The organism is Candidatus Omnitrophota bacterium, assembly GCA_040755155.1.
Taxonomy (GTDB): Bacteria; Hinthialibacterota; Hinthialibacteria; order Hinthialibacterales; family Hinthialibacteraceae; genus JBFMBP01.
Map to the genome: position 1 here is coordinate 24,216 of JBFMBP010000121.1, position 13,367 is coordinate 37,582.

Here is a 13,367-nt window from a genome sequence, read left to right on the forward strand (position 1 = left end):
AAAACGATCCAGAAAAGGATGGGCAGGAAAATGGTCGATTTCTCAAGGCCTATTCATTTCTCTCGCCCGGAAGTCTTTCAACTTTCCGTCGAAGATTCCTCCCGGTACGAAGGGAAAAGCCATAGCGGCTTGTTTTATTCGCCTCTGCGGAAACAAAAGAACGAGGAAGAGAAAGAAGAGAAGAAACAAAAACCCGCAACCAACGGTCTGATCGACATCGTGGCATAAATATAGTTCGTCTACGTTATGGACTCACTTCTTTCCCGCCCAGGAATCGAAACGCCGCCGCCGCCCCATCGTCGTAAACCAGCTCGAACAGTTCCGGCCGCTTCTTTAACTCCGATATATAATATTGTACGCCTTCATTTTCTTCCGGCAGAAACGTAATAAAGGGCGGATCTGTATCGAAACGGCGATAGATCACGATCAATTCCGCTCCTCGGCGTTTCAGCGTTTCGATCGATTCCGGCGACGGCAATAGATTGAGCGCCGATTCGTCCTTCATGAAGTCGTTCGCCATATATCCCGTCCAACCGTTGATTAGCCGCTTCCAGTGCCAATAGGAAAAGTACATGTAGGACAAATGGTAGCGCAACGGATAGGAGACGACGACGCGCTCCGGACGCTGCGCCAGCCATTGCTCGACTTTGGGAATCCCTTTCCCGATGGGGATGGCCTGCAAAACCAGCGGTTTATTCAAACATTCCAGGCAGGCGATTATAGATAAAGCGTTAATAAGTAACCGCTTCCATCGCTTCTCGGATTCCATCCAATAAGCAACGGCGCCAGCGGCGGCAATAGCGACTCCCGCCGTAACGAGAATGGAAAATCGCGCGGGCGCGCGGATGACGGAAAAACCGGGAATGAATTTATAGAGTAATAAGGCGGGCAGAGGAATGCGCGTCGGCTCCGTCCCGATATGCAGATATGGCCCCAATGACAACACGAAGCCAACCGCCGCCAAGATTACTCCAAATCGCAGCGTCCGCTTATGAATATTATCCTGCCGAAATAGAAGATAGATTCCGAAAGCGAATAGCGTCAATGCGGCAAATCCGGGCAAAAGAAATTCCGGCGGAATCATGCCGGTAATGAATCGTGGAACGCCAAACGCGCTTTCCGTCCACCCATCAAGGAGATTCATGCTGCGCGCTACGAAATAATCGCCGGGCCGGGCGGAAAGATCGACTGTCCATTCGAAAGCGTCTTTGAATTGGTAAGTAAAATGGTTAATCAGATATGGCGCCGCAAAGGGCGCGATAACCAGCAATATAATAATAAGAAGCATCCCTCCAACGGATACAACTCTTCGATACTCCCATCGCCAAAGATCAAGATCGGACGCTATAAGCGCCGCCAACGCAACGGCGGTAAAAACGAAAAGATAGATGGATGTCAGGAATTGAAGGAACAAGCAAAACGCCGCCAAGACGGCGTAACGGTTTTGATGTTTTTTTAAGAATAAAGAGAGAGACAATAACGCCGGAGCGAAGAAGATGGGACTGACTTGATGGGGATGAGGAAGGCGCCCGAAGCGCTCCGGACAACAGGTGAAGAGAATCCCGGCCAGCGCAGCGGCGAGGCGATGGCGCGTCAGCCAATAACAGTAGATATACATGCCAACGCCGGACAGGATGATGGAGCCGAGCTGGATCAGATTTTCCATCAATACCGGATTATGCGTCAGCCAGAGAATCGACGCCGCGAAGGGAACGTATATTATGCGCAGCACGGAAAGCGCCGCTGTGCGGGGATAGGGATAAAAAATATTGGCGTCCCAAAAATGTTCGCCCGGCGTGGACAAGGCGTGAACTTGCCAGAGCGTAGTCCACATGGTGATGAAATTGTCGCCGGGAGCGAACATGCTGTTGGAAGCATGAAGCGCAAGTGGGTAAGTAACGATCAACGGCGCCGCCGCGACGAGTAACAACAAACCGGCGTGTCGCCGCGTTATTTCCCAAAATTGTCCGGTCATATCGCCCGTTCGTCGTTCTTATACCAGTCTGCATTTAGATTGTTGCTTATTAGTTCCCTCGCCCTTTGGGAGAGGGCTAGGGTGAGGGTATAGTAAATCTAATAATATCAACCCTCACCTAACCTCTCCCAATCTTGGGAGAGGGATTTTTAAAAGCGACAAATTCATTGGTGATTAGTATTATACGCTTAAAGGTCGTCCACCGACAATTTATCGGGCGTTTTGCGGGGCAGCAATTTAATTAAGGCGGGAAGGAATACTACGCAGGCAAACCAGCAGGTCGCCGATCCCAACGCCATCAAAATGCCCAGGCTCGCCAACCCTTTATGGGAAGCGAAAATCAAACTGCCGAATCCCGTGATCGTCGTCAGCGTCGTCAAGGTCAACGTGGAGCCGGTCGTGTTGATCGACTTATCCACATTGTAAATTTCCAAATACCGGTGGTAGAAATGAACGGCGTTATCGACTCCGATGCCGATCAGGATGGGAATGGCGAAGAAGTTCGCCAGGTTGAGATGGACGTTGAAGATTCCCATAATCTCCACCAGCCACAATACTCCCAACGCCAATGGCGTCATGACGAGCATTGTTATGGGCAGAGATAAAAAATCAAGGAAGACCAGAACGCCTACGGCGATAAAGGAGTAGGCGCCAATGTTCGTGAAAGCGTCGCGCATCAACCGGCTGGATTCGTAGACCTGGATGGGCGCTCCGGTTACATTGGGATCGATTTTGCGCATTTCGGCGATGAATTCCCGCATGGGTTCGGTTTCCCATATGTTCTTTTTGGGATAAGCCATAATTAAAAAAGAACCTTCTTTCCCGATATACATCGAGCGTAGGCTCTTGGGCAAATCTTCCGGTCCCGGTTCTTTTACGGTTGCTTTCCGCTTTAATGAACGGAGGAGCGCTCGGGGACGTTCCAATAACAATTCGTTAGCGTCTTGCATTCTTGTATCGGCGATAGAGCTGTTTGGAGAGATCAGAGATGCTAGACTTTTCAATTGTTCGAAGAGTTCCTTTTGGGCGGGATCGATAGGATCCGCCGAAGCCTGGCTTTGGGGATCAGTCCCGGCGGCGGCGATTTGTTCCGCAATTTGGGATTGATCTAGGCCGCGCGCTTTCATTTCTTCGATCATTTTGGGATCGATGTTCCCCTGCTTCATTTGCGCCTGCTGGGCTTTCATTTGAGCCACTGAAGAGAATAAACCATCGATTTTTTGCAACAATTCCCGCCTAATCGCGGGATTCGGCCTATACATGGCGGGCGTTGCGTCCTTCACGGCATCAAGCAAAGAAGCGATAGATTGCATCGTCTCTCTTTGGCTGGGCGCAATGCGAGGCAGGACGTCGTCGAGGCTTTCGACTTTCGCCACGATGGGTTTTTTCTTCAGTTCGTCAACTGTTTTCCGCACCGCGTCCATATCGGGCTTGAGAAAGGCGCAATACCAGGTGGAATATTCCGATTCGTTGATCAACTTGTGTTCGTATTTGACGGATTCGAGGCCGTCGGCTTGCAAGTTGAGAATATTGTCGTCAAAGGTTACGAGAAACGCTTTGGGCAGTAAAAAGGCTGTCAGGATCAGACTTATTAACACTAAGATCAAAGGATAACGAGACGTATGGCGCAGCCCGGCGATATGAAGCGGCGCCGGGATCGATTCGCCCTTGCGAACATGCCGGTCGTACGCGATGAGAAAAGCAGGCAATGTAACCAGCATGGCGGTCAGGCATATAATAATTCCTATTCCCGCTACATATCCCAATTCGGCCAATCCCAAAAAATCCGTCATTAATGCCAGAAGAAAAGCAATGGAGGATGTGATGGCGCCGGTGATGATTCCCGGTCCCACATGTTTCAAGGCGGAGGCGATGGCGGCGGAGGGATCGAAGTTCCTTCGCAATTCGTCTTGATAGCGATGCAGAAAATGAATGCCGAAATCGATGCCTAACCCAACAAGCACCAGAGCGAAAACCAATGAGAGCAGATTAAGGTGGCCTAACGTCAACGCTACGAACCCATACGTCCACCCCATGGCTATCAATAACGTCAAAACGCCAAGCATAGGCCGAACCAATTCGCGGAAGAATAGTACGAACAAAACCAGTACGCAAACTAATGCGAGGATGGTGGATTTCGTCATATCCCGGTTGGTCGTAGTCATCTCGTCTGCTTGGAGGACGGGACGTCCCGTCATGCCTGCGACAACATCGGGAAATTCCTGGCTTGTCAACCAAATATCGGCGCGGATGCGTTGCAGGGGCTTATCGATAACGCTGAGCGTGGAATAATCCTTCGACGGCATGACCAGCATCAATATGGATTTTCCCGTAACGATATATTTCTTGCCGTCCTTGAATTGCTCGTCGATGCTGGTTTCCAATTTCGAAAATTCCTTGAAGGGATCGTCGTATTTCCCTTCAAGAACTTGGAGAAAGGTTTTCAAATCGCCGCCCATTATCTCCGATGAATCCGAAGCGGCGGCGCCTGTCAGAGCCGAATCCAGTCCGTCGGATATTTTTTGCAGAATCTCGTCGGCGTTACTCGCGGCGAAGAGATTTTTAATGTTCTGTTCATTGTTCTTTAGTTCTTTGGACAACTGGTTGAGATCGTTTTCCGGAACAAAATAGAGAGCGAATTTTCTGGCCCACGTACTGTCGAAGGAATAAATAATATCCTTAACGTCAGGACTTTGGCTCAAGCGCGCCGCCAGGGCGTCGGCGAAGGCGATGGCGCGGTTTTGTTCCTGCGCTTCGATCAGAATGTACAAATACTCCAAATCGCCGAAACGGCGGATGAAATCCATGTACCGCTTATGATAATCCAACTTTTCCGAAAGCAGTCGATCCTGATCGGTAATCATCTCCATGCGTTCTACGCCGAAATAGCCAGCCGCTGCTGCGGCGGCGAGGGAAAGGATAACGACGCTTCGGGGGTAGCGTGAAACCAGGAAATGAATGAATTGAAAAAGGTAGGCTCTCATCGGCCCCTATTCGCTCAAGTCGTATGAGCTTTTTCGCGGGAAAATAGATGCTGTTTGGCCGCGGCGCCCGCCAGTTGCTTTCCCACCGACCATATGGGACCGGGGAAGCGGCGGCATTCTATAAGGACAGCGTCGAGAGCAGAAACCAAGCGATCCGCTTCTTCTTCCCTCATGACGAACGGAGGCAGTAATTTAACCACTTCCTGATGATGTCCGGCCACTTGCGTCAAAATATTATGCTTATCGTAGAGTTGCATGACCACAGCCTGGGCGAAGAGGCCGTTTTCCACGCTGTGCAATATCGCCCAGGCGGGTTTGAGCAGCAGCGATTTCGGCGGACCGAACTCGACGCCGATCATCAGGCCTTTACCGCGCACTTCCTTGATGAACTCATGCTTCTCTTGCAGTGAAGACAGTCCAGAAAGCAACCGCTCGCCCATCTGCGCCGACCGTTCGATCAAGTTTTCTTCTTCCAGAAGATGGATAGATGCCAAACCCGCAACCATCGCGATTAAATTCTGTCCGAAGGTGGAAGAGTGAACAACGCAGCGGTCCAGACGGCTATAGACTTTTTTATATACGTCATGGGAATATAGAATCGCCCCGATGGGAATCAAGCCGCCGCTGAGCGCCTTGGCGGTTACGAGAATATCCGGTTCCAAATTCCAATGCTGGCAGGCCCACCATTTGCCCGTGCGCCCCAGCCCCGATTGAATCTCGTCCACGATGAAGAACGTCTCCGTCTCGCGGCAGATTCGTTGAATCGCAGGATAAACGGAATCGTCTTTGGGATAGAAGACGCCTTTCCCCCGCACAGGTTCAATGATAACGGCGGCAACGGTATTTGTTTCCAACTCCCGCCGCACGGCCTCAACGTCTTCCATGTCGATTTTCACGCAGCCCGGCAGCAAATCGCCAAAACCTTCCCGAAACGATTCGTCGCCGTTTAAGGCCAGCGATCCCGTGGATAGGCCGTGAAAGGCTCCCTGGCTGAACAAAATTCGCGGACGCTGAGAAGCGGCGCGGGCGAACTTGATGGCGCCTTCCACCGATTCCGTGCCGGAGTTGGTGAAGAAGACATGTTGCAATCGATGGCCGGGCGCAAGAGAAATCAATTTCTTCGCCAAGAGGCCGCTCAGCAGGGCGCAATCCATCTGCGCCAGGTTGGGCAGATCCATATCCAGCGCCTGATGGATGGCTTGACGGATGGCGGGATGATTTCTTCCCATGCCGAATACGCCGTAACCGCTCAGCCCGTCGAAAATTTCGCGCCCGTCCAGCGTCGTGAGATAACACCCCGAACCGCGAACGTATTCGTGTTGGAAGCCGATCATTTCCAACACCCGAGCGAGCATGGGATTGACATGCGCTTCGTGCAGCGCTCGCGCGCCGCCAAGGGAATCGGATAGAATTTCTTTTAAATCGAAAGGCATGGGGAATGACTCCGCCTAAGACACTCTTCAGAAACACCAAAGTAGAAGAGGCTTCCAGCCTCTTGAATGACGAAAGAAAGATCCAAGATGGCTCTTCTACTTTTTTGGTGCAAATTCATGAGAAAACGCCGTAAATAGATACTAAGAAGGGATTTCTCGATTGTGGCGCTTCATGACTTCCCGCCACTCGTTTTCGTTCATCTCTTCCGATTCCTCGATAAGCATTACGGGGATGTCGTCTTTAATAGGATAACGGCGGCGCGTTTTGGGATCGGTGGATACGATCCAGTTCCCATCCTGAACCACGGGAACTTTCGTGAGCGGGCAAGCGAGAATTTCAAGCAATTTTTCGCTGATCGGCATGGAACGATCTCTCCTGTCACAGCAATGGATTGTAATTATCGAAGTAGTAAGTTTATACCATGATGGGAAAAGTTCAAAGTTCCAATGCGTCACTCTAGCCATTCGCCGAGATGTTCCGCCGCGAAAGCGTCGTCGTTGAGATGGGGATAGGCCGCATAGACGCGTTCGATCTCTTCCATCTGTCCCGGCGATAAATCCTCGGTGGGATTGAGCGTCCATCGTCCTTGCATCAAGCCTTGGCGGCGTAATACCTCATGGATGCCCGCAATGCACCCGGCGAATTGATGGGCGGGATCGAAAAAGGCGGCGTTGGCGTCGGAAATTTGCGCCGCCAGCGTCAAAAGTTCTTGCGGGACGGCGCCGCTGGATCGAACGATGGAATGGATGCGTTCCAGTTGTTCCACGGCTTTGCGGGTCCAACAGGCCCAATGCCCCAACAGCCCTCCGGCGATGCGGATTCTTACTTTTTCTCCCCCAACCATGAATTCAAACGCCGTCAATAGATCGACGATTATGCTGTCATCGTTGCCGGTGTAGAGCGCAATATCTCCGCCTCTCCCCGATTCCGCCGCGGCGCGGACAACGTCTAACGTTTGATAGCGGTTGAAAGGCGCGATTTTAATGGCCATCAAGTTGGGAATTTCGCATAATTCTCGCCAGAAGGCGTAATCCAGAATCCGCCCGCCCACGGAAGGCTGTAGATAAAAACCCATGATTGGAATAATTTCCGCCACGGCCCGCGCATGATCGAGCAACTCCAGAACGGAAGCCTCTTTCATTGCGCCCAGGCTCAACAGTCCGATATGATATCCCAACCGCTGCGCCAAGGCCGCTTCTCCAACAGCCTGTTTCGTTTTCCCGCAGATTCCGGCGATGCGAACGATGGATTTGCCAGGATTCTTTGTTTCGAATTCGCGGATAGTCTCTCCCGCCAATTCCAACACCGGCTGCAGGAGTCCAATTTTCGGTTGGCGAATCTCGAACTGCGTCGTATGCACGCCCACGGCGAGGCCGCCGGCGCCCGCGGCGAGATAATACCGCGTCAAAGCCCGCTGCCGCCGTTCGTCCAGACGGCGCTCCGATGTCAGAGCCAGCGGATGGGCGGGAATAACTAGTCCCTGACTCAGCGACTCGGCGATTGGTTCGGGAGGATAAGGGAATGTTGTCATGGGATCGATCCTAATCATAAAGTCTCAATAGTGGGCTACGCTTCGCTTTGAGCCCACCCTACGACCCTACGCCCCTACTCATTCATCAAGGGCAAGTAAACAACCTTGCCCTTGCCACCCCGTCTTTGGGACTTGGGGACTTTGGGACTTGGGGACTTGGGGACAGTAAAATTTGTCTCGCAGTCCCGCAGTCTCCTAGTCTCACAGTCTTTTTTTTACGCTTTAAGACGAATTTCCAACGCAGCGCCGGATGGAATATCCACCGGTTCGGGCAGGCTCAAGATCGCTTTTCCCGCTTCGATGGCGGCGGTCGTTTCCCAACTCTTCGATCCCATCGCCGCTTCCGCTTTCAGCGTATTCTTTCGAGTTTTGGGAGCAGGCAGAGAGACGGTTTGCAGCGTCAGCAAGCCGTACAGAACATTTACTTTCGCCTGCAAGCGGCTGCTTGAGCTTTTTTGTTCGTAGGTTCCCCAACCAGGACCCGCCGACCAGAAGCAAGAGAATTTCTTTTGGTTGATAACGGGAGTGAAGGCGATCCCCTTTTGCGGTGCGGAGAACTGGAAGCCGGACAACGCCGTCAATACCGACCAGCTGGCCATAGCGCGCGCGTAATGGTGGCCGCATTCCACTTCGTTCCAAGGATTGCGCCGCTCGCCATCGTAGCGGTTGCGTACGGCGCGCACGATGTTCAATCCTTCCTCGATGAATCCCTCGTAAATCAAATGGGCGGCGACTTGATATTCGATCCCCGTCCATACTTCATCGGAATAGACAAAAGGCAGCGCCGGGCGGTTTCCCCTCGGCCAGGAACAAAGCAGCAGCCCCGCCTCGTCGCCGAGGGCGTAAATACGCTGCGGATTGTAATGCTCGGTAAACGTCTCCTTGAAATTGGAGCGGTATATTGCCTGGATGGCGCTCTTGACTTTGTCTTCCGGCAAGAGATATCCCAAATCCACGACATGGGCCATCCATTGCCCTAAAAGTTGATCCGAAAGACAGCCGTCGCCGAGTTGATATTTCGTATGCTGATTGGGATCGTAAACCTGGATGAAATATTCGCCGTTCCAGGTCTCCCGCTCCAGACGCACGCGGCCTTTTTCGAATACTTTGCGGTATTCGTCCGCCGCCGCGTCATCGCCAAGAGCGCGGGCCATCTCTTCTCCCGCGCGCAAGGCGGCGAGGTAAATGGCCCCCATCATGGGATTAGAGCCGTAAAATTCGATGTCGTAAGTATTGTGCTGCTGTTCCGTCATGACGCCGGATTTCTCTGGATCCCATTTTTTCCAGGCGTATTCCAAAGCGCGCTTGGCGCCGGGCCACATTTTCTTAAGGAAATCCACATCGCCGGACAATCGCCATTCGCGGTATAGTTTTACGATGCACCCCATCTGTCCATCGGCGGCGGGATGGGGAAAATCCCATTTGGTCAATCCTAATGGAATATGCGTGCGAAACACCATCCGCCCTTCCTCGTCCGTATTGAAGCAGAAATCGGTGTCTCGCATAGTTTGTTCAAGTTTGGGGAAGAGATGGGCGAGAGATTGTTCGTAATTCCATACGTGGGTGCAATTGAGCGGGCAACAGCCGCCATTGTCCGAACAACCCTCGAAAGCGAAAAACTTGCCGTCCTGCGTCCGGAAGCAAGTATTGGTGCGGATAATCGACGCCTGGCTGGAAACGGCGTCGAGAACCTCCTCCGGCAGCGTGCTGGTAAAGAGGGCTTCGTGGAAAAGGCGGGTTTCCTGTTCCAAACGATGCAGGTTGCGGGTTGTATACTCGACGACTTCCCAAGCGTTCTTGAATTGCGAGGCGTAATAATTGCCGACGATCTTGCCCTTTACGGCTTCTTCGCCGTTCCAATAATTTTCCCGGTTGGGAAAATGCCAGGCGATAAGAAAAGGAACCGTCGCGCTCTCGCCGGGCTGAAGCGAAAGAACAGCGCCCAGCGAACACGTATCCGTGTTGTTATTGGGGCTGGGATCGGATGGGTCTATAGGATTCAAGCGGCCATCCTCGGAAAAATCGTTCCAAAACAAACTTTGCGCGTCGAACCAGCCGCCGCGATCCCATCTAGTCGTATAAGTTACGTCTTTGTGCATAGTCGCTAGCGCCATATCTCCATATTTGGGAGAATCGGCGGCGTACTTCTGCGTCGTCATTTTCAAGCCCCGAAACGCCCCGGCGTCGGCGTACTGGTTGAGATTCTTGCCGAAGGAATCCACTCCCGCGATGTTGAGCAGAGACGCCATAACGGTCAGGTCGATTTTCTTGCGGCTTTTGTTCTTCACTTGCCAATAGAAGACGGCAACCGGCAAGCTGGAATCCTTATCGTTATTGGGGATGAAGGGATTGAAGCATTCCAGGGAAACGCTCAATGGCACTTTCTCGTCTTCCAACTCCAAACGGGCGAAAGGATAAGAGCCGAGAAATCGGGCTTTGCGAAAACGCGGCATTCCCGGCAGTTCCCCCCGGTTGAGGCCGAATCCGCCCCGAAATGGCGGCTGGATTTGCGATTCCAAAATATACGCTTTCCCCGGTTCGCCTTCTTCTTTATACCAAAGCCCGAAGAACGTATTTTCCAACGTCCGCCCTTTATGTGGCCGGTTGCAGATTTCCCAATCGCGCAGATTGCCGCGTCCGCCAAGGGAGACGGTTCCCGCCCCAATACCGCCGAGAGGAAATGCGATTTCGGATAAAAACGGTTCTTCGAAAACGCGCCAAACTTGTTTCTCCTTCGTTTTGCGGCGGCGTTCGGAAACTTTAGCATAAGCGCTTTGCCCAAATAAGCCGAAAAAAGGCGCGGCGGACAGCATCTTTAAAACTTCGCGTCTCTGCAATTCCATTTTTTTATCCTCCCCCGTATGCGACGGATTTTGGTCTATTGAAACATACGATACCGCAGAGTTCAACGCTGACAAATCAAAAAGAGCAATAGGAGGATGAGCGGGTGGCAAAGGCATGGCGAAACCTGTCTTTGATCTTTTCTCATTAACGCGGGTAAAACAGGCGTCCCGCCTGTCCACGCCCCGAATGTTTCTACTGTCCCCATTAGACGCCAAACCCTAAGTTTTCCCCGCAACAGATGGCGATCGATCTTGTAGTTTTGACTAAAAAAAGGTAATTTGTGTTGTTCGATCCGCTCAAAAGAGAAGGCCATACGGCCTAGGATCGGAGGAAAGTGCGGGATTCGTCCCATCGTAATATTTTATAAATTTATGTAAAAAGGAGTAATGATTATGGCGCAAGCGTGCTTCCATCCTAGCGTCGAAGGCGCTCAACATGGCGCAAAAGGCCTGGAGGGCTTTCTTGATTTCGCCAAAAAATCCGGCGCGGCGGGCGCTCAACCGTCGAATTTCATGCTGGATGGCAAAAGCGCCGCGGAAATCAAGACGGCTTTCCAATCCCGAGGCTTATCGATCGACGGCATCTCCATGCACTGCCCCTTCTGGGTGCATACTACCGCCTGGACGGGGAGTCCCACCATCCGCCCTTTCATCCCATCCGACGTGGCGAAAAAATCTTCCCAAGAGATCGAACAATGGGCGGAAGATTATTTGCTGAAGAAATTCGATCTCGCCGTGGAATTGGGCGTTAAGATTATTCCAATGTTTTGGGGCGTCGTCTTCGGTTGGGAATTGGCTTCCGGCTATCCATGGGGATTCTGGGCTGGTGGCGATTTCGATTTTCTAAAAGAAGGCAAAGATCGCTTCGTCAAAAAAACGGCCAAGTTGCGCGAACGCGCCAAATCGCTGGGACTCTATTTCGCCCATGAAATCCACCCCGGCACGGCGGCCATGTGCGCCGACGATTTCAATATGCTGGTGGATATCTGCGACGGCGACAACTGCCTGACCGTCAACGTTGATCCCTCCCATTGCTGGGAAGGCGAAAGTTGGGAAACGCGCTTCCTGAAAGTGGCGGATCGCTGCTACGGCTGCCATATCAAGAATCACGTCGTACGTCCCGGCTTCCCCCTGCGCTCCATGCAGCCCAATTGGCCTCTGCGCGGAATGCAATTCACCGACCTGCCCAGCGGCGACATCAATATGTTCCGCTTCGTCGAATTGATGATCCAGATCGGCTATCCCAAGAACTATTGCCGCGCGATGGGAACGCAAACCGCCCCCATGATCGTGGAAGCGGAAAGCGCCCACGTTGATCTCGACGCTTGCAGCGGCGGCGGCATTAAATTCGTCAAAGAAAATCTTTGCTTCTCCGTCGCCTCCGGCTCCTTCGAAGACGGCATGGGAGACAAGGCGTAATTGTCTTGTAAATCTCTTGATCGATTGCAACGGGACGTTTCTTGAACGAAGCGTCCCGTTCTCTATTTTCCATAATTCCGGTTTATGACAATGAAAAAACTCCGTTTAAAAACCACACTGCCGCCGCGTCACGACATCCCCTCGTTTTGGCGCGACGATTCCAAAGGAATCATCTCCCTTCACCTAGGCGAAAATCCCTTTCCCCCCAGCCCGCGCGTCCGCGTCGCCATCGCCAAAGCATCCCAAAACGTTAACCGCTATCCCGATACGAACGCTCTACGGCTGCGGGAAAAGCTGGCGCAATACGCCGGACATGGCCTGGCGATGGAAAATATCATCCTCGGCAACGGTTCGGACGAGCTGATCGACCTGGCGTGTACGGCCTTTGGACGGCAGGGAAAAACCATCGCCGCCTTCGAACCGAGTTTCTTCGTCTACCGCTTCGCCGCCCAACGGCATGGCTTCAAAACGATAGCGTTCCGGCGAGACGGCGATTTTCAACTGCCGCCATTTTCTTCGCTGGCGCCGAAAGAAGCCGTCGCTAAAATTGCGCTCTCCTTCATCGCCAATCCCAATAATCCTACGGGAACATTAACGAATCGGGAAAGAATTATATCTTATATCCAATCCCTGCCCGGCGTTGTCGTCATCGACGAATGCTACTTTGAATTTTGCGGAGAAACGGTAATCGATCTTGTGAAGGATTATCCCAACTTGATCGTATTCCGCAGCCTGTCGAAGAGTTTCGGCTTGTCGGGCTTGCGTCTGGGCTACGCCGCCGCTAGCCGCCCGCTGATCGAATTCATGGAACGGTACGCCATGACCTTTCCCGTCAATGTCTTGGCGCAGGCGGCGGGCTTGGCGGTTTTGGACGATCTTGCATTTTATCAAGAGCGAATCGAAACCTTGATCGAATGGCGGGAGCAAATGCAACAGGAGCTGTCGGCGCTGGGCTTGAAGGTCATCCCCTCGCAGGCCAATTTTTTGCTGACTCTATGGGAAAAGACGCAGATTAATCCCGCCAAGGCGCTGGCGCAAAGGGGCATCCTAGTCTCCGATCAAACCGCCAACGTCAACGCGGGCGTCCCCGTTCTGCGCATCGCCATCGGAACGGAAGAGGAAAACCAACGGCTCATTAAAGCCATAAAAGAAATGATGAATGATGAATGATGAATGATGAA

Annotated in this window: 9 protein-coding genes; 3 read left to right on the top strand and 6 right to left on the bottom strand. The window is 52.4% G+C overall.

What is annotated here, in order from left to right; all coding sequences use genetic code 11:
* Nucleotides 1–228 (top strand): hypothetical protein (locus AB1656_17965; GenBank protein ID MEW6237273.1); only part of this gene is annotated, 228 nt, incomplete at its 5' end.
* Nucleotides 229–244: 16 nt separating this feature from the next.
* Here the strand turns inward: AB1656_17965 and AB1656_17970 are convergent.
* The 6 genes from AB1656_17970 to AB1656_17995 all read right to left on the bottom strand — a co-directional run bounded on the left by AB1656_17970 (nt 245) and on the right by AB1656_17995 (nt 10,767).
* Nucleotides 245–1,975 (bottom strand): hypothetical protein, encoded by a 1,731-nt coding sequence (locus AB1656_17970; GenBank protein MEW6237274.1) that lies wholly within the window; start codon nt 1,973–1,975, stop codon nt 245–247.
* A 188-nt stretch (nt 1,976–2,163) separates the two neighbouring features.
* Nucleotides 2,164–4,959 carry an MMPL family transporter gene (locus AB1656_17975; protein ID MEW6237275.1) on the bottom strand — a complete coding sequence of 932 codons (2,796 nt, stop codon included), beginning with the start codon at nt 4,957–4,959 and terminating at the stop codon, nt 2,164–2,166.
* A 14-nt stretch (nt 4,960–4,973) separates the two neighbouring features.
* Nucleotides 4,974–6,392 (bottom strand): aspartate aminotransferase family protein, encoded by a 1,419-nt coding sequence (locus AB1656_17980; GenBank protein ID MEW6237276.1) that lies wholly within the window; start codon nt 6,390–6,392, stop codon nt 4,974–4,976.
* A 141-nt stretch (nt 6,393–6,533) separates the two neighbouring features.
* Complete coding sequence (locus tag AB1656_17985; GenBank protein MEW6237277.1) at nt 6,534–6,755, bottom strand: Trm112 family protein; 222 nt, start codon at nt 6,753–6,755, stop codon at nt 6,534–6,536.
* 89 nt (nt 6,756–6,844) lie between these two features.
* Nucleotides 6,845–7,924 carry a dihydrodipicolinate synthase family protein gene (locus AB1656_17990; protein ID MEW6237278.1) on the bottom strand — a complete coding sequence of 360 codons (1,080 nt, stop codon included), beginning with the start codon at nt 7,922–7,924 and terminating at the stop codon, nt 6,845–6,847.
* A 215-nt stretch (nt 7,925–8,139) separates the two neighbouring features.
* Nucleotides 8,140–10,767 (bottom strand): GH116 family glycosyl-hydrolase, encoded by a 2,628-nt coding sequence (locus AB1656_17995; protein MEW6237279.1) that lies wholly within the window; start codon nt 10,765–10,767, stop codon nt 8,140–8,142.
* Between the two features lie 393 nt (nt 10,768–11,160).
* Between AB1656_17995 and AB1656_18000 the strand changes: the two genes are divergently transcribed.
* Nucleotides 11,161–12,186 carry a TIM barrel protein gene (locus AB1656_18000; protein ID MEW6237280.1) on the top strand — a complete coding sequence of 342 codons (1,026 nt, stop codon included), beginning with the start codon at nt 11,161–11,163 and terminating at the stop codon, nt 12,184–12,186.
* A 90-nt stretch (nt 12,187–12,276) separates the two neighbouring features.
* Nucleotides 12,277–13,356, top strand: coding sequence for a histidinol-phosphate transaminase (gene hisC, locus AB1656_18005; GenBank protein MEW6237281.1), 1,080 nt, complete (start codon nt 12,277–12,279; stop codon nt 13,354–13,356).
* Nucleotides 13,357–13,367 lie beyond the last annotated feature (11 nt).

Excerpts from the sequence above, each read along its gene's own strand:
- AB1656_18000 (MEW6237280.1), top strand. The coding sequence starts at position 11,161 with ATGGCGCAAGCGTGCTTCCATCCTAGCGTCGAAGGCGCTCAACATGGC.
- AB1656_17980 (MEW6237276.1), bottom strand. The coding sequence starts at position 6,392 with ATGCCTTTCGATTTAAAAGAAATTCTATCCGATTCCCTTGGCGGCGCG.
- AB1656_17970 (MEW6237274.1), bottom strand. The coding sequence starts at position 1,975 with ATGACCGGACAATTTTGGGAAATAACGCGGCGACACGCCGGTTTGTTG.
- hisC (MEW6237281.1), top strand. The coding sequence starts at position 12,277 with ATGAAAAAACTCCGTTTAAAAACCACACTGCCGCCGCGTCACGACATC.
- AB1656_17985 (MEW6237277.1), bottom strand. The coding sequence starts at position 6,755 with ATGCCGATCAGCGAAAAATTGCTTGAAATTCTCGCTTGCCCGCTCACG.
- AB1656_17975 (MEW6237275.1), bottom strand. The coding sequence starts at position 4,959 with ATGAGAGCCTACCTTTTTCAATTCATTCATTTCCTGGTTTCACGCTAC.
- AB1656_17990 (MEW6237278.1), bottom strand. The coding sequence starts at position 7,924 with ATGACAACATTCCCTTATCCTCCCGAACCAATCGCCGAGTCGCTGAGT.
- AB1656_17995 (MEW6237279.1), bottom strand. The coding sequence starts at position 10,767 with ATGGAATTGCAGAGACGCGAAGTTTTAAAGATGCTGTCCGCCGCGCCT.